The organism is Oceanicella actignis, from assembly GCF_008124525.1.
Classification (GTDB): Bacteria; Pseudomonadota; Alphaproteobacteria; order Rhodobacterales; family Rhodobacteraceae; genus Oceanicella; species Oceanicella actignis.
In genome coordinates this window covers 16630-40598 of sequence record NZ_VNHJ01000001.1, presented here as the reverse complement: position 1 = coordinate 40598, position 23969 = coordinate 16630, and the positions used below count along the sequence as shown (strand labels likewise).

18 protein-coding genes, 1 tRNA gene and 1 pseudogene are annotated in these 23969 nt (G+C 70.1%); 4 read left to right on the top strand and 16 right to left on the bottom strand.

All coding sequences use genetic code 11. The annotated features are described in order from the left end of the window. Positions 1 to 119: 119 nt before the first annotated feature. The 4 genes from modC to LY05_RS00160 all read right to left on the bottom strand — a co-directional run bounded on the left by modC (position 120) and on the right by LY05_RS00160 (position 3131). Positions 120 to 1214 (bottom strand): molybdenum ABC transporter ATP-binding protein, encoded by a 1095-nt coding sequence (gene modC / locus LY05_RS00175; protein WP_148921674.1) that lies wholly within the window; start codon positions 1212 to 1214, stop codon positions 120 to 122. Continuing rightward, positions 1211 to 1879 (bottom strand): molybdate ABC transporter permease subunit, encoded by a 669-nt coding sequence (gene modB / locus LY05_RS00170; RefSeq protein WP_148921673.1) that lies wholly within the window; start codon positions 1877 to 1879, stop codon positions 1211 to 1213. The genes modC and modB overlap by 4 nt, the downstream gene beginning before the upstream one ends. Before the next feature lie 2 nt (positions 1880 to 1881). Continuing rightward, a complete protein-coding gene (modA, locus tag LY05_RS00165; RefSeq protein ID WP_211356248.1) occupies positions 1882 to 2631 on the bottom strand; it encodes a molybdate ABC transporter substrate-binding protein in 750 nt (249 codons plus the stop codon). Between the two features lie 101 nt (positions 2632 to 2732). After that, complete coding sequence (locus tag LY05_RS00160; protein WP_148921671.1) at positions 2733 to 3131, bottom strand: winged helix-turn-helix domain-containing protein; 399 nt, start codon at positions 3129 to 3131, stop codon at positions 2733 to 2735. Between the two features lie 318 nt (positions 3132 to 3449). On the opposite strand from LY05_RS00160, the pseudogene LY05_RS00155 reads away from it, so the two are divergent. Continuing rightward, a pseudogene (locus LY05_RS00155) lies at positions 3450 to 4673 on the top strand (NAD(P)/FAD-dependent oxidoreductase). A 17-nt stretch (positions 4674 to 4690) separates the two neighbouring features. Here LY05_RS00155 and LY05_RS00150 read toward each other — a convergent pair. Further along, complete coding sequence (locus LY05_RS00150) at positions 4691 to 5131, bottom strand: MerR family transcriptional regulator (RefSeq protein ID WP_148921670.1); 441 nt, start codon at positions 5129 to 5131, stop codon at positions 4691 to 4693. A 150-nt stretch (positions 5132 to 5281) separates the two neighbouring features. Between LY05_RS00150 and LY05_RS00145 the strand changes: the two genes are divergently transcribed. Together LY05_RS00145 and LY05_RS00140 are read left to right on the top strand one after the other, a co-directional pair. Continuing rightward, the gene (locus tag LY05_RS00145; protein ID WP_148921669.1) at positions 5282 to 6805 is read left to right on the top strand and encodes a thymidine phosphorylase family protein; all 1524 of its coding nucleotides are present in this window, start codon (positions 5282 to 5284) and stop codon (positions 6803 to 6805) included. Further along, positions 6802 to 7707 (top strand): ribose-phosphate diphosphokinase, encoded by a 906-nt coding sequence (locus LY05_RS00140; RefSeq protein WP_148921668.1) that lies wholly within the window; start codon positions 6802 to 6804, stop codon positions 7705 to 7707. Before LY05_RS00145 ends, LY05_RS00140 begins: the two co-directional genes overlap by 4 nt. Positions 7708 to 8273: 566 nt before the next feature. Here the strand turns inward: LY05_RS00140 and mtnA are convergent. From mtnA to LY05_RS00115, 5 genes are all read right to left on the bottom strand, one after another. After that, positions 8274 to 9368, bottom strand: a complete 1095-nt coding sequence (gene mtnA / locus LY05_RS00135; RefSeq protein ID WP_148921667.1) for an S-methyl-5-thioribose-1-phosphate isomerase — start codon at positions 9366 to 9368, stop codon at positions 8274 to 8276. A 117-nt stretch (positions 9369 to 9485) separates the two neighbouring features. After that, positions 9486 to 12536, bottom strand: coding sequence for an efflux RND transporter permease subunit (locus LY05_RS00130; RefSeq protein ID WP_148921666.1), 3051 nt, complete (start codon positions 12534 to 12536; stop codon positions 9486 to 9488). Continuing rightward, entirely contained in the window at positions 12533 to 13690 is a 1158-nt protein-coding gene (locus tag LY05_RS00125) for an efflux RND transporter periplasmic adaptor subunit (RefSeq protein ID WP_148921665.1), read from the bottom strand. The genes LY05_RS00130 and LY05_RS00125 overlap by 4 nt, the downstream gene beginning before the upstream one ends. Continuing rightward, the gene (locus LY05_RS00120) at positions 13687 to 14811 is read right to left on the bottom strand and encodes an efflux RND transporter periplasmic adaptor subunit (RefSeq protein WP_148921664.1); all 1125 of its coding nucleotides are present in this window, start codon (positions 14809 to 14811) and stop codon (positions 13687 to 13689) included. Before LY05_RS00120 ends, LY05_RS00125 begins: the two co-directional genes overlap by 4 nt. Beyond that, positions 14801 to 15397: a TetR/AcrR family transcriptional regulator gene (locus LY05_RS00115; protein WP_148921663.1), complete on the bottom strand. Its 597-nt coding sequence runs from the start codon at positions 15395 to 15397 to the stop codon at positions 14801 to 14803. The genes LY05_RS00120 and LY05_RS00115 overlap by 11 nt, the downstream gene beginning before the upstream one ends. A 105-nt stretch (positions 15398 to 15502) precedes the next feature. On the opposite strand from LY05_RS00115, the gene LY05_RS00110 reads away from it, so the two are divergent. Further along, positions 15503 to 15592: transfer RNA gene (locus LY05_RS00110), tRNA-Ser, on the top strand. Positions 15593 to 15858: 266 nt separating this feature from the next. Here LY05_RS00110 and LY05_RS00105 read toward each other — a convergent pair. The 6 genes from LY05_RS00105 to LY05_RS00080 are packed head-to-tail and all read right to left on the bottom strand — an operon-like array spanning position 15859 to position 23916. After that, positions 15859 to 16575 carry a M48 family metallopeptidase gene (locus LY05_RS00105; protein ID WP_148921662.1) on the bottom strand — a complete coding sequence of 239 codons (717 nt, stop codon included), beginning with the start codon at positions 16573 to 16575 and terminating at the stop codon, positions 15859 to 15861. Next, a complete protein-coding gene (locus LY05_RS00100; protein WP_148921661.1) occupies positions 16572 to 19787 on the bottom strand; it encodes a type I restriction endonuclease subunit R in 3216 nt (1071 codons plus the stop codon). Before LY05_RS00100 ends, LY05_RS00105 begins: the two co-directional genes overlap by 4 nt. After that, positions 19784 to 20623 (bottom strand): DUF3800 domain-containing protein, encoded by an 840-nt coding sequence (locus LY05_RS00095; RefSeq protein WP_148921660.1) that lies wholly within the window; start codon positions 20621 to 20623, stop codon positions 19784 to 19786. Before LY05_RS00095 ends, LY05_RS00100 begins: the two co-directional genes overlap by 4 nt. Beyond that, the gene (locus LY05_RS00090; protein WP_148921659.1) at positions 20620 to 21813 is read right to left on the bottom strand and encodes a restriction endonuclease subunit S; all 1194 of its coding nucleotides are present in this window, start codon (positions 21811 to 21813) and stop codon (positions 20620 to 20622) included. Before LY05_RS00090 ends, LY05_RS00095 begins: the two co-directional genes overlap by 4 nt. Continuing rightward, on the bottom strand, positions 21806 to 23326 hold the full coding sequence (locus LY05_RS00085) for a type I restriction-modification system subunit M (protein ID WP_148921658.1): 1521 nt from the start codon (positions 23324 to 23326) through the stop codon (positions 21806 to 21808). Before LY05_RS00085 ends, LY05_RS00090 begins: the two co-directional genes overlap by 8 nt. Next, positions 23323 to 23916 carry a restriction endonuclease subunit S domain-containing protein gene (locus LY05_RS00080; RefSeq protein ID WP_148921657.1) on the bottom strand — a complete coding sequence of 198 codons (594 nt, stop codon included), beginning with the start codon at positions 23914 to 23916 and terminating at the stop codon, positions 23323 to 23325. Before LY05_RS00080 ends, LY05_RS00085 begins: the two co-directional genes overlap by 4 nt. Positions 23917 to 23969 lie beyond the last annotated feature (53 nt).

The window sequence follows — 23969 nt, the reverse complement described above, 5'->3', positions numbered from 1 at the left end:
TGGCGCGCATCGTCCGAGCCGATGCCCGCCGGCTGCGCTTCCGGCCGCTTGGCGCACCTCGCCGCGGCGGCCGTCGATAGCCTCGGCCATGCGTCGGCCGTCATGGCGCCAGCCGCGGCTCAATCGCGCGCAAGCGCGACGTGATCGCGCGCCACGGACATCGCCTTGAGCACCGCATGCGCATGCGTTCCCGGCGCCAGCGCCAGCGCCGCGACCGCGCGGCGCGTGAGACGCGCCAGGATGCGGTCGCCCGCCAGGTCCAGCGTCACAAGCGCGCCCGGCCCCTCGCCCGGACGGATCTCGAGCACCGTGGCCGGCAGGATGTTCGCCGCCGAAAGCCCCTCGGGGCGGGCGCGCGAGACGATCACGTCATGAGCCATGATGCGCACGCGCACCCGCGCTCCCTCGGGAGCGTCGATGCGCGGCAGCCAGAGCGGCCCCGCCGCCGCCTCGAGCCGCGTGAGCCCGTCGGCCTCGTGCCGGGCGACCCGCGCGGGCAGCAGCGCCGCCGCCTCGCGCAGGCCCAGCGCGCGCATGGCCGCGGGGTCGGCCATGACGATGTCGGTCGGCCCCTGCGCCACGATCCGCCCCTCGGCCAGCACGGCCATCCGGTCGGCCAGCAGCTGCGCCTCGTTCAGATCGTGGGTGACCAGCACGATCGGCGCGCCCAGCTCGTCGCGCAGCGCCGCGACGCGCGCGTGAAGCTGCGCGCGCGCCGCCCGATCGACGGCCGAGAAGGGCTCGTCCAGCAGCAGCGCGCGCGGCCGCCGCGCCAGCGCGCGGGCCAGCGCCACGCGCTGGCGCTGGCCGCCCGACATGCGGTCGGGGCGGCGCTCGGCCAGCTCGCCCAGCCCGAGCTGCGCCAGCAGGCGGCGCGCCTCGGCCATCGCCGCCGCGCGCGGGCGCAGATCAAGCGCCGCGGCCACGTTTCGCGCCGCGCTCATGTGCGGGAAGAGCGCGTAGCTTTGAAACACCATCCCCACGCGGCGGCGATGGGCGGGCACATCCACCCCGGCGCGCGCGTCGAACCAGGTCTCGCCGCCCGCCGCGATGCGCCCCGCGGCGGGCCGCGTCAGCCCGGCGATGGCGCGCAGCAGCGTCGTCTTGCCCGCCCCGGACGGGCCGACCAGCGCCAGCAGCGACCCCGGCGCCGCCGCGAAGGCCGCGTCCAGCGCCGCGGGCCCGTCAAGGCGCGCCTCGACCTCGAGCGTCATCGCGCCCCCGCGGGCGCGCGCGCGCCCAGCCGATGCGTGAGATAAAGCGCCGCCAGGCTGACCGCGACCAGCGTCGCCGACATGGCCCCGGCGGCCTCGAGATCGAAGGCCTGCACGCGGTCGTAGATGGCGATGGCGACGGTGCGGGTCTCGCCCGGAATGGCGCCGCCGACCATCAGCACGATGCCGAACTCGCCGATCGTGTGGGCGAAGGTCAGCGCCATGGCGGTGGTCACGCCCGGCCAGGCCAGCGGCAGCTCGACGCGCCAGAGCGCGGCCGCGGGCGACATGCCGCAACATGCGGCGGCCTCGCGCAGCTCGGGCGCGACGGCCTCGAAGCCGCGCTGGGCCGGCTGAATCGCGAAGGGCAGGTTGAACAGGATCGAAGCCAAGAGGATGCCCTCGAAGGTGAAGGCCAGCGGGCGGCCGAACAGGCTTTCCCACGCCTCGCCCAGCGGCGAGCCGGCGCCCATCGCCACCAGCAGGTAATAGCCCAGAACCGTGGGCGGCAGCACCAGCGGCAGCATCAGCGCCGCCTCGATCAGCCGCTTGCCGCGAAACTCGCCGCGCGCCAGCGCCCGCCCGCCCAGCACCGAAACGGGCAAGAGCGCCGCCGTCGTCGCGGCCGCCAGCTTCAGCGAAAGGGCCAGCGCCTCCCAATCCATGGTCAGTCCGCCGGCGGCGCGAAGCCGTGCGCGGCCAGGATGCGCCGCCCCCGCTCGGATCGCACGAAGGCGAAGAACGCCCGCGCCGCGGGGCCCGCGCGGCGCGTCAGCGCCATGCGCTGGATCAGCGGCGGGTGCATGTGGGGCGGGATCGGCGCATGATCGACCTGCCGGGCGATGCGCGGCGACATGGCCAGCGACAGCGCCGCCACGCCGCCCTGCGCCGCGCCCGAGGCCACGAACTGCGCGGCCTGGGCGACGTTCTCGCCCATCACGAGCACGGGTTGGAGCGCCTCCCACAGACCCGCCGCGCGCAGGGCGTCGCGCGCGCGCATGCCGTAGGGCGCATGTTCGGGATTGGCGATGGCGAAGCGGCGCACCCGCCCTTCGCGCAATGCCGCGGCCAGGTCCTCGAGCGCGCCATCCGCCGCCAGGGGCCCGCCGCGCCGCACGAGCAGGGCCAGGCGGCCCTCGGCATAGGGCGCGCCTTCGTCGGGCAGGACGCCATCGCGCGCCAGCGCGCGCACGAAGCTTTCATCCGCGGCCATGAACAGCTCGTAAGGGGCGCCCTGGCGCAGCTGGCGCGCGAAATTGCCCGTCGAGCCGAACACCGCCCGCACCCGGCCGCGCCCCTCGGCGGCGAAGGCGGCGGCCAGCTCGGGAAAGGCGAATTGCAGGTCCGAGGCGGCCGCCACCAGCGCCTCGGGGTCCGCCTGCCGGGCGCGCGCGCCGGGCGCGGACGCGGCAGCCATTGCGGCCAGGAGGGCGACGAGCGCGATGCGAAGGCGGCGGCGGAGCATGTGACCTCGAGCGTTATTTCCGCTCGACCATATCCGTGGCGCCCGGCGCCGCGTCAACCCTGCTCTTCCTCCGCGCCCGCCGGCGGGGCGGGCGCCAGGGCGGCAAGGCGCGCCAGCGGCGCGGCGGCGCCCTGGCGCGCGGCGGCCTCGACGGCGCGGTAGGCCTCGAGCGCGGCGCGCCCGGTTTCGGTCAGATGCGCGCCGCCGCCGCCGCGGCCGCCGCGCGCGCGCGTCACCAGCGGACGTTCGAACATGCGGTTGAGCGTCTCGATCAGCTGCCAGGCGCGCTTGTAGCTCATGCCCATGGCGCGGCCCGCCGCGGCGATCGAACCCGTCTGGTCCACGCGCTCGAGCAGCTCGGCCTTGCCGGGCCCGATCATGGCGCCCTGGGCGAAGACGACCCGGATGCGCAGCGCCGGCATCGGGGCGGAAGAAGGCTGTTTCGCGGTCATGCGCGCATCCTTGCCCGCGCGCGCCCCTCGCGCAAGCGCCGCCGCCGCCGCCCGCTCGCCCGGCGCGAGACGGCGCGCAGGCCGCCCCCGCCGGGGGGGGCATGGGCGCCCCGACGCCCGCCCCGCGGCGCAAGGACCGCGCGGCGCGCGCGCCCCGGCCCGCCGCCCCGCGCGCCGATGGCGCGCGCCCGGGCGCGCCCTCGCCATCCGCGGGCGCGCCGCCGCGCCATCCGCCCGACGCGGCGCGGGTCCGGACTGGACTTGCGCGCCCGGCCGCCGCACTGTGGCCCCGATCGCTTGTCCGCAGGAGTGTTCGCCATGCTTCCGCCCGGCTTCGCCTCGGCCCCCGCGCGCTCGTCCTATGACGTGGTGATCATCGGCGGCGCGATCATGGGCTCGGCCGCGGCGTGGTTCCTGACCCGCGACCCGGACTTCGACGGCTCGGTGCTGGTGGTCGAGCGCGACCCGGCCTATGAGCGCTGCTCGACCGCGCACACCAACTCTTGCATGCGCCAGCAATTCTCGACCGAGCTGAACGTGCGCATCTCGCAATTCGGGGCCGAGTTCGTGAAGACCCTGCACGAGCGCATGGGGGGAGACCCGGACGTGCCGCGGCTGTCGATCCGCAATTTCGGCTATCTGTATCTGGCCGCCGACCAGGCCTTCGCCGAAACGCTGCGCGCCAACTGGCGGGTGCAGCGCGCCGCCGGCGCCGGGACCGAGCTGCTGAGCCCCGACGAGATCGCGGCCCGCTATCCGTTCTATGCGCTGGACGACGTGGTGCTGGGTTCGATCAACACGCGCGACGAGGGCTGGTTCGACGGCGCGGCGCTGTTCGACCAGCTGCGGCGGGGCGCGCGCGCCGCGGGGGCCGAGTTCGTCGCCGACGAGGCGGCGGCGCTCGAGCTTGCGCCCTCGGGCGCGCGGGTCGAGGCGGTGCGCCTCGCGTCGGGCGCGCGGGTCGCCTGCGGCTGCGTCGTGAACGCGGCGGGCCCGCGGGCGGCGCGGGTCGCGGCGATGGCGGGCATCGACCTGCCGGTCGAGCCGCGCAAGCGCTTCACCTAGATCTTCAAGGCCGAGCGTCCGCTCGAGCGCGACCTGCCGCTGACCATCGACCCCTCGGGGGTGCATGTGCGCGAGAACGGCGGCGGCACGTATATGTGCGGCGCCGCGCCCGAGCCCGACGAGGCCGTCGATCCCGACGATTTCGAGATGGACCACGCCATGTGGGAAGAGCGCGTCTGGCCGGCGCTGGCGCGGCGCATTCCGCGCTTCGAGGCCATACGCCAGACCCATTGCTGGGCGGGGCACTATACGATGAACCTGCTCGACCGCAACGCGGTGATCGGACCGCATCCGCGGGTGGGCAACTTTCACTTCATCAACGGCTTTTCCGGCCATGGGCTGCAACAGGCGCCCGCCATGGGGCGCGGCCTGGCCGAGATGATCGTGCACGGGGCCTATCGCAGCCTGGACCTGTCGCCCTTCGGCTATGAGCGCATCGAGGCCGGGCGCCCGATCCGCGAGCGCGCGGTGATCTGAGGCGCGGGGCGGGCCCGTCAGTCCTGCCCGCGCAGCGCGTCGATGATCGGGCATCCGCGCGCCTCGCCCTCGGCGCAAAGCGCCAGCGTGTCGGCCAGCGCGGCCTCCATGCGGCGCAGATCGGCGATGCGCGCGCGCACGTCCTCAAGGCGGCGCGAGGCCAGCCGCGCGGCCTCGGCGCAGCTGCGCCCGCCGCTTTCGGACAGGGCGAGAAGCTCGGCGATCTCGTCCAGCGCAAAGCCCAGAACCCGCGCGCGCAGGATGAAGCGCAGCCGCGCCACATGCCCCTGGTCGTAGACGCGCCAGTTGGCCGCGTCGCGCGGGGGCGCGGGCAACAGGCCGACCTTCTCGTAATGGCGCACGGTCTCGGCGTTGCAGCCCGCAAGACGCGCCAACTCGCCGCGGCGCAGCGCCGCGGGGCGCGCGCCGTCGGCCCGATCGCGGGATGAGGCGGTCATGATCGGCTCCTTCGCATCTTGGGGCAGAGTGGCGCGGCTTGCCGGACCGGGCAAGCCCCGGCCGCGCCGGAGGACATAATCCGCTGGCGCGCCCGGACCGCGGCGGCCACAATGCCGCGACCCGAACGCCCGCAACCGACCGGAGCCCGCATGCCGCACCGAAGCAAACGCCTCGCCCTGATCCGCGCCGGGATCGACACCTATCGCCAGCCCGTCGTCTACATGCGCGCCGATTGCGACCTGTGCCGGTCCGAGGGGTTCTCGTCGCTGGCGCGGGTCGAGATCACGCTGGGCGCGCGCAGCATCGTGGCCACGCTCAACGTGGTGACCGAAGGCGCATGGCTGCCGCCGGGCGCGGCGGCGCTGAGCGAAGCGGCGTGGGAGGCGCTCTCGCCCGAGCCGGGCGCGATGGCCAGCTTCTCGCACCCCGAGCCGCCCGTCTCGGCCGACGCCATCCGCGCCAAGGTCTATGGCCGGCGGCTGAACCAGGCGGCCTTTCGCGACATCGTGCGCGACATCGTCGGGCGGCGGCTGTCGGAGCTTGAGCTGGCGGCCTTCGTCGCCGCCTGCGCGGGCGACCGGCTGGACGCCGAGGAAACCGTGGCCCTGACCCGCGCCATGGTCGAGACCGGCCGGCGCCTGGAATGGGGCGAGGGCATGGTGCTGGACAAGCACTGCGTGGGCGGCCTGCCGGGCAACCGGACCACGCCGATCGTGGTCGCCATCGTGGCGGCCTCGGGGCGGCGCATTCCCAAGACGTCGAGCCGGGCCATCACCTCGCCCGCCGGCACGGCCGACACGATGGAAACCATGGCGCCGGTCGCGCTGTCGGCCGAGGCGATGCGCAAGGTGGTCGAGGCCGAGGGCGGCTGCGTGGTCTGGGGCGGCGGGCTGGACCTGGCGCCGGCCGACGATCTGCTGATCCGGGTCGAGCGCCCGCTCGATTTCGATTCCGAGGGGCAGATGGTGGCCTCGATCCTGTCCAAGAAGGCGGCGGCCGGCTCGACGCATGTGCTCATCGACATGCCCGTGGGGCCGACGGCGAAGGTGCGCTCGAGCGCGGCGGCGCACATGCTCGAGGCGCGGCTCCTGACGACGGCCGAGGCGCTGGGCCTGAACGCGCGGGTGCGCCTGAGCGACGGGTCGGGCCCGGTGGGGCGCGGGATCGGTCCCGCGCTCGAGGCCCATGACGTGCTGGCCGTGCTGCGCCGCGCGCCCCACGCGCCGCAGGATCTGCGCGAGCGCGCGCTGGACATCGCGGGGGCGCTTCTGGACATGGCCGCCGAGGCCGAGGGCGGCCCCGCCGCGCAGGGCCGCGAGACGGCGCAGGCCCTGCTCGACTCGGGCGCGGCCGAGGCGAAGTTCATGGCCATCTGCGCCGCGCAGGGCGGATTTTCCGAACCGGGCCGCGCGGCCCATCGGCGCGTCGAGCGCGCGCCGCATGCCGGCGCGGTGGCGCAGATCGACAACCGGCGCATCGCGCGCATCGCCAAGCTGGCCGGCGCGCCGGGGCGCAAGAACGCCGGGGTGCTGCTGCACGCGAGCCTGGGCCAGAGGGTGGACAAGGGCGATCCGCTCTACGAGATCCACGCCGAGACGCCGGGCGAGCTGGAGTGGGCCGCCGAATATGCCGGCGCGCGCGCGCATCCCTTCCGCATCGAGGCCGAGGCATGAAGCCGTTTCTGCTGGTCTTTCCGGGCATGGAGCGGCTGGCCGCCGCGCTGGCCGCCGAACTGGACGCCGAGCGCGCGCCGGTCGCGCTGCACCGCTTTCCCGACGGCGAGACGCTGGTCGCCCTGCCCCCGGATCTGGACGGGCGCGACGCGGCGCTGCTGGTCGGGCTGCGCGACCCCGACCGGCAGGCGCTGGCGCTGCGCTTCGCCGCCGTCACGGCGCGCGAGCTGGGCGCGCGCCGGGTCGGGCTGATCGCGCCCTACATGGCCTACATGCGCCAGGACGCGCGCTTTGCGCCCGGGCAGGCCGTCAGCGCGCCGATCTTCGCCCGTTTTCTCGAGGAAGGCGTCGACTGGCTGACCACGCTGGACCCGCACCTGCACCGCATCCCCTCGCTCGATGCGTTGTTCTCGATCCCCGCGCGCCGCGCCGTCGCGGCGCCCGCCATCGCGCGCTGGGTGGCGGCGAACGTGCCCGACGCGGCGCTGCTGGGCCCCGACGGCGAAAGCGGCCAGTGGGTGCGCGAGGCGGCGCGCCTTGCGGGTCTGCCCTTCGAGGTGCTGACCAAGCGCCGCTCGGGCGATTTCGAGGTGACGCTGAGCGCGCCCAGCGCAAGGCTGGCGCGCACGCACACGCCGGTGGTGGTGGACGACATCGCCTCGTCCGGGCGCACCATGGCGCGGGCCGTGGCGCTGCTGCGCGAAGCGGGCGCGCGCGCTCCGGTCTGCGTGGTGACGCACGCGATCTTCGCGGGCGATGCGCTCGAGGTCATCATGGCCGCGGGCGCCGCGCGGGTGGTGAGCACGACCTCTCTGCCCCATCCGACGAACGCCATCGAGATCGCGCCGCAGCTGGCCGCCGAGACGCGCGCCCTCGGCTGGGGCGCTGCGCCCGAAGGCTGAGCGCCGCGCCTCATGGCGGCGCCTGGCTGGGCCGGGCGCGGCCGGCCGCCCCCTGGCCTCGCGCGGAATTGCCGGGCCCCGGCACGCATCCGGCCGATCGCACGCCGCGCAGGGGCCGACGACGCGCCTGCAGACGCTGCGCCCGGCATGCGCCCGCCCGCACCCGCCCCGCCCGGGTTTTCCGGGCCCCGGCGCCCATCCGCCCGATCGCCCGCCGCGCAGGGGCCGCCGGCGCTGCCATGAACGCTGCGCCGAGGGTGCGTCCGTCTCTGCGCGGCGCATGGGCCGGACCCGCTGGGGCCCTTGGCGCGCCCCCCCTTGCCAGGACCGGGCCGAGGGGCGCCATGGCCCGCTCGGGCCATGGTCTGACCAAGGGTTGGTGGGGCGGCGAAGGCTGGGCCTGCGCGGCGCCAGCCAGGGGGAAGGGGTCCGGGCGCAAGAGGCGCTCGTCCGGCGCGGGCCGGGCGGCGGCGGGTCGGGCGTCGCCGCGCCCGCCCGTCGGCCATGGGCGCCGCCTTGCCAGGCTCGGGCGCCAAGCCGACCGGGGGGGGCCTGTCGCGCGCCGCTCAGCCGCCCGCCAGATCGGGGAACAGGGCGCGCATCGCCTCGGGCGTTGCGGCGCACAGGCCGCGCTCGGTGATCAGCCCGCTGACCAGCTCGGCGGGCGTGACGTCGAAGGCGGGGTTGCGCGCGCCCGTGGCCTCGGGACAGATGCGCACCTGAACGATGCGCCCCTCGGGGTCCAGCCCCTGCACATGGGTGACCTCGCGCGGGTCGCGCTCTTCGATCGGGATTTCGCTCAGCCCGTCGGTCGCCGTCCAGTCGATGGTCGGCGAGGGCAGCGCGACATGGAAGGGCACGCCGTTGGCCCTGGCCGCCAGCGCCTTGAGATAGGTGCCGATCTTGTTGCACACATCGCCGCGGGCGGTCACGCGGTCGGTTCCGACGATGACCAGATCCACCTCGCCGCGCTGCATCAGATGGCCGCCGGCGTTGTCCACGACAAGCTCGTGCGAGACGCCATGGCCGGCCAGCTCCCACGCCGTCAGCTGCGCGCCCTGATTGCGCGGGCGCGTCTCGTCGACGAAGACATGCACGTCCATGCCGGCCTCGACCGCCTGGTAGATCGGCGAGGTCGCCGTGCCCCAGTCGACCGTCGCGATCCAGCCCGCGTTGCAATGGGTCAGCACGTTGACCCGCCCGCCGCCCTTGCGCGCCGCCGCCTCGCGCAGCAGCGCCAGGCCGTGCTCGCCGATGCGGCGGTTGATCTCGACATCCTCGTCGCAGATGGCCGCCGCCTCGGCCGCCGCCGCCTCGGCGCGCCGCGCCGCGGGCAGCGGCGCCAGCGCGGCGTGCATGCGGTCGAGCGCCCAGCGCAGGTTGATCGCCGTGGGCCGCGTCGCCAGCAGCCGGGCGCGCGCGTCGGCAAGGGCCTGATCCGAGGGATCCTCCTGCATGCGCAGCGCCACGCCCCAGGCGGCCGTCGCGCCGATCAGCGGCGCGCCGCGCACCCACATCTCGGAAATGGCGCGGGCGAAGTCCTGAAGCGTGCGCAGCGCGACGATGCGCAGCTCGTGCGGCAGCCATCGCTGGTCGATGATCCGCACCTCGCCGCCGGCGTCGCGCCAGATGGAACGATAGTGAACGCCGTCGATCTTCATGGCCGCCTCCTGCGTCGCTTCGCCCGCCCCTTCTAGACGCGCGCGCGGGCGGGCGCCAGAGCGCGCCGCCTGCCCCGCCCGACCATTCCGCAGGACCGGGCGGGGGCGGGGCGGGCGTCAGGCGCCGCGCGCGGGCGCCTTGACGCGGAACACGATCAGGTAAAGGGCCGGCGCGAACAGCAGCGTGATCACCGTGCCCGCGACGATGCCGCCCATCAGCGCATAGGCCATCGGCCCCCAGAACACCTGATGCGAGATCGGGATCAGCGCCAGGCTGGCCGCCGAGGCGGTCAGCACGATCGGACGCGCGCGGCTCTCGGTGGCCTCGCGCACCGCCGACCAGGGGTCCAGCCCCTCGGCGCGCAGGGCCTCGATGCGGTCCACCAGGATGATCGAGTTGCGGATCAGGATGCCGCCCAGCGCCAGCACGCCCAGAATGGCGACGAAGCCCATGGGCGCCCCGGCCGAAAGCAGCGCCGCGACGACGCCGGTCAGTCCCAGCGGCGCCACCGAAAGCACGATCAGCGCAAGGCGGAAGCTTTGCATCTGCACCATCACGAGGGTGATGATGATCAGCACCATCAGCGGCGCGACGGCGGCGATGGGCGCCTGGGACTCGGCGCTTTTCTCGACCGAGCCGCCCAGCTCGACCGCATACCCCGCCGGCAGGTCCTGCGCGAAGCGCGCGATCTTCGGCGCCAGCGCCTTGACGATGGTGGCGGGCTGGTCGTCGGTGGCGACGGCGGCCTCGACGGTTACGGTGGGCATGCGGTTGCGCTGCACGACCATGGGCTGCTCGGTCTCGAAGCGGAAGGCGGCGATGGCCGAAAGCGGCGCCGCGCCCCCGCCGGGCAGGCTGATCTGAAGGTTGTAGAGCGCCTCGACCGAGCTGCTCGCCTCGGGGCGGCCGCGCGCGGTGACGTCGATCAGATATTCGCCGTCGCGCAGGCTGGTCATGCGCGCGCCGTCATAGATCGTCGCCAGCGCCGAGGCCACGTCCGGCGCCGTCAGCCCCAGCTGGCGCGCCTTGTCCTGCAGAAGCTCGAGCCGGACCACCTGCGCGGGGGCGTTCCAGTCCAGCGCCAGCGCCGTCAGGCGCGGATCGGTGGCGACGACGGCGGCCAGCTCGCGCCCCAGATCGCGCACCTTGTCGATGTCGGGCCCCGACAGGCGATACTGCACCGGACGCCCCACTGGAGGGCCGATGTCGAGCAGCTTGACCAGCACGTCGGCCCCTGGCAGCTCGCGCGCGGCAAGGGCCGTGAGCTCGGTCCGCAGTCGGTCGCGGGCCTCGATGCCGGGGGTCTGGATCACGATCTGGCCGAAATTGGGCGACGGGGTCTTGGGCTCGGAGGGCAGAAGAAAGCGCGGCGCCGAACGGCCCGCATAGGCGGTCCAGAACAGCGCCTCGTCGCGGTCCTTCAGATGCGCCTCGATGCGCGCCAGCGCGGCCGAGGTGGCCTCGATCGAGGCGTTCTGCGGCAGCGTGACGTTGACCAGAAGCTCGCGCCGGTCGGAATCGGGGAAGAACTGCTGCTCGACGAAGCGCATGCCCCACAGCGAGGCCGCGAAGGCCAGCGCCGTCAGCGCCACGGTCAGCCAGCGCATGCGCATGGCGCCCGTCAGAACGGCGCGGAACATGCGCCGCGACAGGCCGGGCTTGTGCGCGTCATGCGCCCAGCGCGCGGGCAGCAGCGTCACGCCCAGCACCGGGGTGAACAGCACCGCCACCACCCACGAGACCAGCAGCGACACGGCGATCACGACGAAGAGCGAGAAGGTGAACTCGCCCGCCGCCGAGCTGTTGAGCCCGATGGGAATGAAGCCGGCCGCGGTGATGAGCGTGCCCGTCAGCATGGGAAAGGCGATGGTGCGCCAGGCGTAGGAGGCGGCCGCCCGGCGGCTTTCGCCCAGCTCGAGGCGGGTGATCATGGTCTCGACCGCGATCATGGCGTCGTCCACCAGCAGCCCCAGCGCGATGATGAGCGCGCCCAGCGAGATGCGCTGCAGGGTGAAGCCGGCATGCTCCATGAACACGAAGGTGATCGCCAGCACCAGGGGCACGGCCAGCGCCACCACCACGCCCGCCCGCAGCCCGACCGAGATGAAGCTGACGATCATGACGATGGCCACCGCCTCGAACAGCGCCTGGGTGAAATGGCCCACGGCCTCTTCGACGCTGGCGGGCTGGTCGGCGATCTTGACGATCTCGACCCCGACCGGCAGGCGCGCGCGGGCCGCGTCCACCACCTGGTCCAGCGCCTTGCCGAACTTGAGGATGTCGGCGCCCTTGCGCATGCCCACGCCCAGGCCCAGCGCCTCTTGGCCGTTGTAGCGGAACAGCTCGGAGGGGGGCTCCTCGTAGCCGCGGCGGATCGTGGCGACGTCGGTCAGGCGGAAGAAGCGGTCGCCCACGCGCAGGTTCACCCCGGCCAGGCCGTCGGCGTCCAGGAACTGCCCGCCCACGCGCACCAGCACGCTTTGCGCGCCGGCCTCGATCACGCCCGAGGGCACGATGGCGTTCTGGGCGGCGAGCGTGGCGCGCACCTGCTCGAGCGTGACGCCCAGCGCGGCCATCTTCTCGGGGGCGAACTCGAGATGCACCACCTCCTTGCGGTCGCCGAAGATGATGACCTTGCCCGCATCCGGCAGGCGCTGGATGTCGCGGCGCAGCTCCTCGGCCATGTCCTTGAGCTCGCGCGGGGAATAGCCGTCGGCGATGAAGGCGTAGAGGTTGCCGAACACGTCGCCGAAGCGGTCGTTGAATCCGAAGCCGGCGAATTCGGGCGGGAACTCGGCGCGGATGTCGTTCATCATGTTGCGCACCTGCTGCCAGACGCGCGGAATGGCCGGGCCGCGGATGGTCGGCTCGAGGTTCACATAGACGATGGTGCGCCCGGGCCAGGTGACCGAGCGGGTGAAGTCCAGCTCGTCCAGCTCCTCGAGCTTCTTCTCGATGCGGTCGGTGACCTGGTCCAGCGTCTCCTGCACCGTGGCGCCGGGCAGCGCGGCGGTGATGACCATGGTCTTGATGGTGAAGTCCGGGTCTTCCTGCCGGCCGATGTTCAGATAGGACATAACGCCGGCGATCATGCTGACCGCCATCAGATACCAGACGAAGGAACGGCGGCGCAGCGCCCAGTCCGACAGGTTGAAACCTTCGCTCATCGCGGCATCCTCGGCCCAAGCCTCTGTCCTTCGGTCAGCGAGCGCACGCCCTTCACGACCACCTCCTCGCCCGCGCTCAGCCCCGACAGGATCACGACGCGCCCGTCGATGCGCGCGCCCACGCGCACCGGGCGCAGCTGCGCGCGGCGCTCGGGCGGGGCGACGACCCACACCGCCGGCCCGTCGGGGCCGCGCGTGAGCGCCTCGGCGGGAATGCTGGGCGGCCCGGCCTTGACGGGGGGCGGCGCGACGAAGGCCAGCGCGCCGATGCGGAACTCGGGCGGGGCGTCGGTCATGGCGAAGCGCGCGCGCCGGGTGCGGGTGCGCGGATCGGCGACCGGATCGACCCGGCGCAGGCGCAGATCGGTCCGAACCTCGGGCAGCGCGGCGAGCCGCGCGCGGGCCGGCGCGTCGCCGGCGAACAGGGTCAGGTCCGCCTCGGTCAGATCGGCCACCACCTCGCGCTCTTCGACCGCGGCGACGCGCAGCAGCGGCGCCCCCGCCGAGACCGCCGCGCCCGGTTCCACGAAGACCTGCGTGACCACCCCGTCATGGGGCGCGCGCAGCGTCGCCTTGTCGAGCCGGTCCTGCGCCTGGGCCAGCGCCGCGCGGGCCTGCTCGAGACGCGCGCGCGCCGCCGCCAGCTGACGCTCGGCATCCTCGAGCCGCGCCGCGCTTTCGACCCCGCGCGCGACCAGCTCGGCCTCGCGATCGCGCGCGTCCCGAGCCGACAGCAGCTCCTGCTCGGCCGCAATCACGCCGGCGCGGGCCGCCCAGACGTCGGCCTCGAGCGCCTCGGGATCGAGCCGCGCCAGAACCTGCCCCGCCCGCACCTCGTCGCCCACATCGGCCGGCCGCGCCGCCACGACGCCCGAAAGCGGAAAGGCCAGGTCCGTCTCGACGCGCGCGACCACCGCGCCGACGAAGTCGCGCCGCCCGGCCGCCTCGGCGCCGACGATGACGCTGAGCACCGGACGCGGCGGCGCCTGCTCGGGCGCGGGCGCGGGGCCTTGCGACATGGCGCGCGCCCCGGCGCCGCTCAGCGCCAGCGCCAGCATCGCGGCCGCGCAGGCGCCGCGAAGGCGCGGACCGGCCGTGGCGAAGAGGGAGTCGCCGGAGGGCGTCTTCGGGGGATTCGCCTTGCGGGGGGTCATTCCGTCACCTCCGAGAGCACGACCCTGCGGCCCGGATAAAGCAGCTGCGCGCCCGCGACCACGACCAGCTCGCCCGGCTCGACGCCCGATTCGAGGATGATGCGCCCATCGGCGAAGCCCGACAGCGCCACGGGCCGGATCGCGACGCGGCCGCTTGCCGGATCCGCGACCCACACCGCCGCCGAGCGCCCAAGGGCCGACAGCGCCGAAGCGGGCAAGGAGATGCGCTCGGGCAGGGTCTGCGAGACGATGGCGCGCACCGGATCGCCAAAGCCCAGCCCTTGATGCGGCGGCTCGACCGCCACCTTCACCTCGACCGTGCCGGTGCGCGGATCGACCAGCGGCGAGATGCGCCGCACCTTGCCCGCATGGCGGATCGAGGGATCGGACAGCGGATGCAGCGTCACCTCCAGCGCCTCGGGCACGCCGGTGGGGGCGGTTTCGGGCGCCTGGAACACCGCGTCGATCGCGTCGCCAAGCGCGAGCGTCATGACGGGCCGCGCGGCGCCCACCACCTCGCCCGGCTCGATGAGGCGCTCGATCACCAGCCCGTCGGCGGGCGCGCGCAACACGGCGTCGGACAGGGCCTTGCGCGCGCGGTCGAGCTCGGCCCGGGCGCGTTCGAGGCCGGCGCGGGCGACGAAATAGGCGCGCCTGGCCTCGTCGCGGCGCACGCGCGTCGATGCGCCGCGCTCGAGCAGCGCCTCCTGCCGGCGGAACTCGGTCTGGGCGCGGCGATGGTCGGCCTCGGCCGCCTCGAGCGCGGCCTGCGCGGCGCGCAGCGCCTGCTCCTGCTGGATGGCGTCGAGGCGCGCCAGCTCTTCGCCGGCGCGCACGCGCTCGCCCTTGTCGCGGCTGACCGACAGCACCCGGCCGCCCATGGGAAAGGCGACGTCGAGGCTGTCGCGCGGGGCGATCTCGCCGGTCAAGGCCAGAACGCGGCGCACCGGGCGCGGCTGGGCGCGCACCACTTCGACGCGAATGGGCGCCTCGGCGGCGGGGCCCGCGGCCGGCTCGGACACGGTTTCGGCGCCGCGCGCCGGCGCGGCCAGAATGCATGACGCGGCGATCAGGGCCAGAACGGCCCCCGGCGCGGCGCGCCGGCGGCGATCACTGGTCATCGGTCGGCTCCTTGCCCGGAAGGGCCTCGATCATCCGCCGCAGCTCGGGCAAGGCGGCGCGGATCTGCGCCCTGCCCTCGGGCGCGGCGGCGAACATGTCGAACAGGCGCAGCCCCTCGATCGCGCTCCAGATGGCGAAGGCGCGGTCGGGCGCGGCGGTTTCCGCCGCGATCCGCGCCCAGCGCGCGCGGAACTCGGCGCGCACGGGGTCGAGCAGCGCCGGATCCTCGGCGCTTGCGGCGAGAATCGCCATGGGCAGGCGGTCGCCCTCATCCATCATCTGCTCGAGCGCCGAGAGGAACCCGCGCAAGGTGGGATTGGGCGCGCCGCGCGCCGCCTCGCGATGGGCGTCGCAACGTGCGCGCAAGGCCTCGACCTCGCGCGCGATCAGGGCCGCAAGCAGCGCGGCCTTCGAGGGGAAGTGATAGAGCACGCCGCCCTTGCTGAGGCCGCTCGCCGCGGTGACTGCGTCGATGGTGACGTGACGCGCGCCGCGCTCGCGCGCGATGCGCGCGGCCGCGTCCAGAATGCGCGCGCGCGTCTCCCCGGCCTGAGCCGCCTGCTTGTCGCGATGCGGAATCGTCATGGCGGGCGCGATATACCGTCCAGATGGTTCAGTCAACGCGGAAGTCTAGAATGGCGGCGAATTGGGGGTTGTGGCGGCCCCGGTTTTGTTGGTATTTCCCGCCTCGGAGACGTGGCCGAGTGGTCGAAGGCGCTCCCCTGCTAAGGGAGTAAACGGGCAACCGTTTCGAGGGTTCGAATCCCTTCGTCTCCGCCACTTGCCACTGAGGAATGTTTCTCCCGATCCGGCTGCGGCCGGATTTTTCCGTTGTATTCGGGGGTTATGCGGTTGGGGCTGTTCACCTTGCCCGGCGCGGGAAGGCCAAAATCGGTCTCTCCGGGCCGATATTCTCTGAACCTGTTGACTGCGCGGATTTGCTGAGTTTTCCGCAAGCCACTGATTAAGCGCGAAAAATCTGTAACGCAACCTGAACACTTCGAGGACGGTCGCGCCACCGGAGAAACGACCGGGGTCGGACGTTCTCATGCCAAGGCTCGTTCCAGGCGCAACTTTCGGTGTTCCCAGTCCGGCATCACGCGCGTGAGGAGTTCGAAGAACGCGGGGCCGTGATGCGGCTCGGCGATGTGGCAGAGCTCATGGGTAATCACGTAGTCGATGGCGTCGACCGGCGCCTGAATGAGGCGCAGGTTGAGCAGCAGGCGGCCGGCGGGCGACATGGAGCCCCACCTCTGACGGATTTTCCGAACGATCAGCCCCCTTGGGCGGAACGCCTCGGGGTCCGGAAAGTACCCCAGACAATGCTCGATCCGTTCCGGAAACCTGATATGGGCGCGTTCGCGATACCAGGCTTCCACCAGAGCCTGCGTCGCCTCGGGCCTGTTCGGCCGGTGCGTCTGCACAACGATGAACCCCCGGATCAGCTTCACGCCTTCCTGAACATGCGGGACGACCTTGAGCCGATACTGGCGCCCGAGATACAGGTGGGTCTCGCCGGCGACAAACCGGCGTTCGGGCGTGCGCGGCAGGAACTGCGCGAAGTATTTTTGCTGCCGCGTCACCCAGGCCGCACGCTTGCGCAGCCTGGCCTCGATCGCTTCCAGCGGAGCGTCCTCCGGGGCCGCGATCACCACCGTGGTATCGGGCTCCACGGCGATCTCCAGCGTCTTCCTGGGTCGGCGCACGATTTCATAGGCGATTTCCTGCGTGCCATAGCGCAGGCAGTGCCGTTCGCGTCTCATGCGCGAAACCGGGCCCGGGCCAGGTCCATGATTTTCAGCTCGATCTCGTCGAGCGTCTCGACCGGGAGTTCGACGCCCTTCTCGTCGCGCAGGACATCGAAGAAATAGTCGTCGATGGCGTTGCGCAGATTGTTCTGGGCGACGTCGTTGGACCAGATGCCGACGATCAGGTGCGACCTGATGATGTCTATGACCGCGAGGGCGACGGAGGCCACCTCCCTTTCGGGCACTTGCTCCCCGTCCTTTGTCTGCAACAGCCCCTCGAGAATGCCGAAGAACGCCTGCGCATCCTCGTCGCCGCGAATGCTTTCGGGGACGTCCCTGCCACGCTCCTTGCGGGCCACCTTGCTGGCCAGATCGACGACGCTGTTCAGATAGTCGCGCTCGGACAGGCGTTTCTCGCGATAGGCGCGGATCGTGTCTTCAAGCAACTCCGAGAACTGTTTGTAGAACGTCGGATCCTCATCCATCCGCTCGCTGATCACCCGCCGGGTCGCGCTGGCGACGCGGTCAGCCCTGGAAGCCTCGGAGACGCCCGTTTCCTCGACGACCGCCTGCAAGGCGTCGGGATCGTTGATATTCACGACCTCTATGATGGTTTCGGCCGGCATCGCCACGACGTGATCGTCGAGCAGTTTCTGGATCTTCGGCTCGAACTCGCGGACATCGACGGTTTCCTGGTAGCGCAGTTGAACCGAGCGTTTGAGTTCGGAAAACTGCTTCCAGTCCCGCTTCAGCGCATCGATCTTCGCCTCGTCGAACACGTCGTAGAGCTTGTCGGACGAAAGCGAGATGTGCAGGCAACGGCTGAAGGCCTTGAGGCGAGCGTAGAAGTCCTGTCGCAGCGCCTCGTCGGCCAGCAGCTGCTCGAACTGCTCCATGTCCTTCTTGTTGCGCACGGGCTTGAACAGATCCCACAGCTGGTCGTGAAGCTGCGGCAGCTTGCGGATCTCTTTCTTGATGTCGTGGACCGATCCGGCAAGATCGTTCGGATCATAGCCCTCGAAGGCGCTGTAGGTCGTCAGCGCCTTGTCGAGCTCGCCCAGAAGTCCCTCGTAGTCGATGATGAAGCCGAATTGCTTCTCGACGCCGTCCTCCTCGTAGAGCCGGTTCACGCGCGCGATGGCCTGAAGAAGGTTGTGCTCCTTGAGGGACTTGCAGACGTAGAGCACCGTGTTGCGCGGGGCGTCGAAGCCGGTCAGAAGCTTCGAGACGACGATCAGGATCTCGGGATCGCCCGAGCCCTTGAAGGCTTCGATGATCTGGCGGTTGTATTCCTCCTCGGACTTGTAACGGTCCATCATCCGCGACCAGAAGCGGCGAACCAAGTCCTTCGACTCCTGATCGACTTCTTCGTTGCCCTCGTTGTCATCGGGCGGCGAAATGATGATCTCGCTCGTCACATGGCCGATCTCGTCCAGCACCTCCTTGAACTTTACCGCCGCGGCCTTGGACGGGGCCACAAGCTGCGCCTTGAACCCGGTTCCCTGCCAGTGCTTGCGGAAATGCTCGGAGATGTCGAAGGCCTTGGCGCGGATCGCCTGGTCGGTTTTGGCCAGCGCGTCCATGCGGGAATATTTGCGCTTGAGGTCGGCCTTCTGGCTGTCGGTCAGCCCCTCGCTGATCTTTTCGAACCACTTGTCGATCACGCCGCCACTCACCTGCTGTTCGACCAGCCGGCCCTCGTAAAGCAGCGGGACGACCGCGCCATCGGCGACTGCCTCGTCGATCTTGTAGTGATGAATCAGTCGGCCGAAGGTCGACAGCGTGTTTTTTTCCTTTTTCAACAGGGGCGTGCCGGTAAAGCCCAGATAGCAGGCCTTCGGCAGCAGGCGGCGCATCTTTGTGGCGAACTGGCTGTGACCGCCATGGCGCCCGGTCTGGCTGCGGTGGCTTTCGTCAACCAGGACAAAGATGTTCGGGTCATCGTCGGCGAAGTCGCTGTTCCGCAGCGCGGTGTCGAACTTGTTGATGATTGTCGTGACCAGCGGCGTCCGGTTGCGGATCAGATCCAGCAGGTTGGCGCCGCTGGTTGCCCGCTCCGGCTCCATGTCGCAGGACTTGAAGGTCGCCTTGATCTGCTTGTCGAGATCGTCGCGGTCGGTGACGATCAGGATGCGCGGGTTCTCGATATTCGGCTCGAGAGCTAGGGCGCGGCCCAGCATGACCATGGTCAGCGACTTGCCCGAGCCCTGCGTGTGCCAGATCACACCGCCCTTGCGCGAGCCGTCGGGGTTCACCTGCCGGACGGTCTCGATCGCCCGCCGGATGCCGAAGAACTGCTGGTGACGTGCCACCTTGCGCACGCCGCCATCGAAGACCGTGAAGCGCCGGATCAGATCCAGCAGCCGTTCGGGGCGGCAGAGTGCGTGGATCGTGCGATCCTGAGCCGTCACCGCGCGGGCGCCCTCGGCCGCCACCTCGTCGAAATAGCGCCGCGCCGGGGCGAAATCGCCCGAGAAGATCGCGGCCTTTTCCGCCTCGGTCAGGGGGCGGTTGGCGATGCGGACGATATCCTCGTCGCGGTCTTCCTCGTCGCGCCAATCGCTCCAGAACTTGCGCGGCGTCCCCACCGTGGCATAGCGCGTCTCGTTGCGGTTCATGGACATCAAGAGCTGCGCGAAGTGGAACAGCTGGGGGATGTTGTCCTCGTTCTGATAGCCGATCAGCTGGCTATCGGCCTTTTTCAGGCTTTCCGTCGGCCGCTTGTTCTCGATCACCAGGACGGGGATGCCGTTGACGAAGGCGACGATGTCGCAGCGCTTGGTCTTGCTTGAACCCGTACGTTCGACGGAAAACTCGGCGGTGACGTGGAAAACATTGTTCTCCGGGTTTTCCCAATCGATGTAGCGGAAGGAATAGCTCTTGGAATCGCCGTCGATCGTCTTGGTGATCGTGGTGCCGAGGATCAGGGCGTCGTAGATGTCCTGATTGGTACCGCGCAGCCCCTTGAGCCGGTCGGGCGTGGGCTTGAGCCGCCGCATCGCCTCATGCGCGTCCTCGAGGTCAAAGGAATATTCCCGGCCGCGATAGGTGAAACGGTTGATCTTCATCAGCTGCTCGGCCAGCACATCGTCGAGCACCACATTGCGCAGCCGCCCGCTGCGCAGCCGCAGCGCCTCTTCCTGGCTGAGCGGTGTGAAGCCCAGCCCCACCAGCATCTGCATTGCGGGGATCTGCGACTGATATTTCTCGGCGGCGTTGAAGGTCATAGGGTCCACCCAGGATGCTTTGCCGCCCTGTAAAAGTCCACGCATGGGGCTTGTGGACATTGACCGAGTTTTTCGCGCGCGGGTTCGAGAATCTCGACCAGGCTCTGATAGAATTCACGCTCTCCGGGATAGGCCTCATTGCAATCCAAGAGCTCAAGGTGACGGCGATAGACGTAACAGATTGCGTCGGCGACCTGCACTAACGAGGAATGATGCGACTTTATCGCGAAGGCCGTGTTAATGATTTGATCGAATCGATCGCCCGGCGTGCGCGGCAACCACAGCTTCTTTCCACGTTTGCTGCCTCGCCTCTGATACAGCCCATCAAACCAGGGGTCCGCATCGTATAGACCGTCTGAGATAGCGGGCATCTCTTTTTTGTTGTCGTCGATGATGACAACGGTCAGGCCCTTGCCTTTCTGGGCACCCTGCATCTTCTTTTGAACGAGAGCGCAGGTGAACATGCCGCCGGCGAGCCAGTAGCTTTCTCCGAATGGATGTCCGTGACCGGCCTCGCGAGCCTTGGCAAGAGCGCCAAACGACAAACCGATGCCAAAAAGCTTTCCCCCATTGGCTACGGCGAGTTGACACATCTCGCTGAGAAACGCCTTCCGTTCAGCAGGGTCGATCTTGTTCCAGCCGCCCTTGCCATTGATGAATTTGCTGGTTTTCAGTTCCGTGTTTGAGCCCGGATGCCGGGCCAGAAACCCGGACAGCATCCTGTCGAAATCCGCGGTTTTCTTGCGCAGCTTGTAGGCGTCCACCATCAGGCCGCACATGACGAAAACATCGCCTTCACCGGCAGAGCCACTTTCATCGATATAGATGAACTTCATTGCGCCGCCCCCTTTTCCTCACCCGTCCTGACCCGCCATTCCCCCGTCAGGAGCTTCTGCATCAGCCCGCGTTTCTGGCGGGTGAGGGCTTCGATTTCGGCGTCGAGGAGGGTGAGTTCGTGCCGGGCGGTGGAGAGGATTTCGGCAATCCGGTCCTGCAATTCTCTTTCCGGAAGGCGAACGGGCGAAGCAAGCCAGTCCTCTGGCGACACGCGCCGGGCCTTTCGCTGCCCGCGGGCAAGATGGATTTGCCTCGTGTAGTAGGTCGGGCGCGTCAGGTATTCGATCAGCCATATCGGATTGACCGCATCCGACAGGTCAAACGCCGGCAGATCGAGGGTGGACTCGTAGCCGTCAAGTTCTGGCCCGAGAAGCGCGAAGGCGCCGTTGAGGAAGTCCAGCTTGCTCCAGATCAGTTGGCCGGCCTTGCGCCGATAGTAGCGTGTGCTGGTGCTCCCGCCGCGCGTGTCGATTTTTTCGACGGCTCCTTTCCCGTAGAGTCGAACGGAAATCTTGCGTGCTGTCGCGCCGTCTGTTCCCGGCTCGCGGCTTTCGGTCAGGAAGTCGCCGAACAGAGCGGGACGACCAACGCGACTTGCCGCGGCCACGAGCTTGTCCCGCAGCCCCTCGAACCGCCGCGCCTTGGCGGTGCGCAGCGTGGTGAGGGCCTCCAGCGCGGCGTCCCAGGTCCGCAGGATCTCGGCGATCTTGCGCTGTTCGGGGAGCGGGGGGAGCCACAGCCGCAATCCTTGAATGTCCCGAAAGATGAGGCCCGGCTGTGCGCCGACTTGCGTAACCGCCGAAATCTGTCGTCTTCCCTCGCGAGATTGGAGAAATGCAAGCACGATTTCGGCGAGTGCCTTTGATGGATTGACCGCAATCCGCGCATTTGTTTGGCTTATATTCGCGCCTTCGAGAAAATCGGGAACGATCGCAGCGGTCCCGACATCGCCCTTGATCGTTATGACCAAGTCTCCCGCTCTGAGCCGAGCACGCGAAAATGCCCGTTCGATAGCCGGAGAAACCCTTCGATAATCGTCAATCGGCTTCCATCCAAACGAGAAGTCTCCCCCCCTTACCAAAGGAATGCCGTTTGGATCGTGCTCGCCGGGCTGAACGACGCCATAGGTGATGGGACGATTGGGATCGATCAGCTCCCCGAGTTGCACCTCCCGCCACCCCTCACGCATCAACACCCAGCTCCCGCAGATAGCCCGCCATCTTTGCCCGCACCTCGGCCAGTTCGGCCTCGATCCGGTCGATCTCCTTCTGCACCGCGGCCACGTCGATTTCCTCTTCCGGCTCGAAGGTGTCCACATAGCGGGGGATGTTGAGGTTATAGTCGTTCTCGACGGCGATTTCGTCGGGGCTTGCCCGGTGCGAATAGCGCTCGACCTCGGCGCGCTCGCGATACGTCCGCACGATCTTCTCGATATGCGCGTCCTCCAAGAGGTTCTGCTTCTTGCCGGGGGTGAACTCGCGGCTGGCGTCGATGAAGAGCACGTCGCGCACATCCTCGCGCGCGCCGCCTTCCTCGCGCGCCCGGTCAAAGACCAGGATCGCGACGGGAATGCCGGTGGTGGTGAAGAGGTTGGCGGGCAGGCCGATCACGGCATCGAGCAGGTTTTCCTCGATGAGCCTCTCGCGGATGCGCCCCTCGGCCCCGCCGCGGAACAGCACGCCATGGGGCACGATCACCGCCACCCGGCCGGACTGGCGCTTGGCGGTCTCGATCATGTGGGTGATGAAGGCATAATCGCCTTTGGATTTGGGCGGGATGCCGCGCCAGAACCGGCCCCAGGGGTCGGCCTCGGCATTCTCGTGGCCCCATTTGTCGAGGCTGAAGGGTGGGTTGGCCAGCACCACGTCGAAGCGCATCAGGTGATCGCCCTCGACCAGCGCGGGGCTGTTGAGCGTGTCGCACCATTCGATGCGGGCGGCGTCGCGGGCATGCAGGAACATGTTCATCCGCGCCAGCGCCCAGGTCGCCCCGTTCACCTCCTGCCCGAAAAGGGCGTAGTTTTCCGAGCCGACCTCCTGGCTGGCCCAGATCAGGAGCGAGCCCGAGCCGCAGGCCGGATCGCAGATGGTGTTGCCGGGTTTGGCGGCGGCGAGTTTCGCCAGAAGGCGCGAGACCGGCGCGGGGGTGTAGAATTCGCCCGCCTTCTTGCCGGCGTCCGAGGCGAATTTCGAGATCAGGTAGATGTAGCATTCGCCGATGATGTCCTCGTTGACCCGGCTGGGGCGGAGGTCGAGCTCGGGCTTGGCGAAATCCTCGAGCAGGTTCTTGAGGCGGCGGTTGCGGTCCTTGGGGCGGCCGAGATTGGCCTCGGAGTTGAAGTCGATGTTGCGGAAGACCCCTTCGAGCTTGGCGCGGTTGGCGTCCTCGATCCGCTCCAGCGCGATGTTGATGAGCTCGCCGATATTGGGCTCGTTCCGCTGCCCGTAGAGGTCGTAGAAGCTGGCGCCCTCGGGCAGGATGAAGCGTTCGCGTTCAAGGCGGCGGCGGATGCGAACTTCGTCCTCGCCGTATTGCTTTCGGTAGGCTTCGGCGTGGTCGTTCCAGAGGTCCGAGATGTACTTCAGGAACAACATCACCAGGATGTAGTCCTTGTATTGCGCCGGATCGACGGCGCCGCGGAAGGTGTCGCAGGCAGCCCATGCGGCGTTGTTCACCTGGTCCTGGGTGATCTGGTCGGTCATCGGGCAATGTCCTTGTGTTCGGCGGCGCGGGCGGCCTGTTGAAGAATGGCGCTCATGTATTGGGTGCGTCTTTCGGCGAGGTCCTGCAAGAGTTGCGTTTCGCGCGCCGCCAGTGCGCTGAGCGTGACGATCCGCCGTTGCGCGTGGAGATCCGGCACCGGGATGTCGAGGCGCTCCAGCGCGCGCATTGGGATCATTCTCAGGCTGGTCCCCTGCGCCCCCGCCCCAAGCGCACGCTGCGCGACCGGCTGATTGATGGCCCAGGCGAGGTAGTCTGGCAGGATGCGCGCGCGGTCGGGGCGGATGACGACCAGCGGCACGATGACGGCGATGGGTTCGGGCACGTCGTCGGGGATGGCGACGGCGGTGTTGGGCTCGCCGCGCGAACGGAATACCACCTCTCCCCCGGTGACGAAGTATCGGTCGGGAAGCTCGCCCAAGTCGTACCGCCGCAGGTCCGCGGCCGGGATATCGCCATTGGCGCTCACGTCGCGCAGCTGCAGTGCGGGAGTGCCGCCATCAGCCTGCGGCACGAGTCTGCCGCGCGCGGTGTATCCGGAGTGAATGTCAGATAGCTCGGAGAGCCGCATGCGGAATCCTCTGTTAGGCAAATTACAGAGGAATAGAGGTAAATCTAGACCGA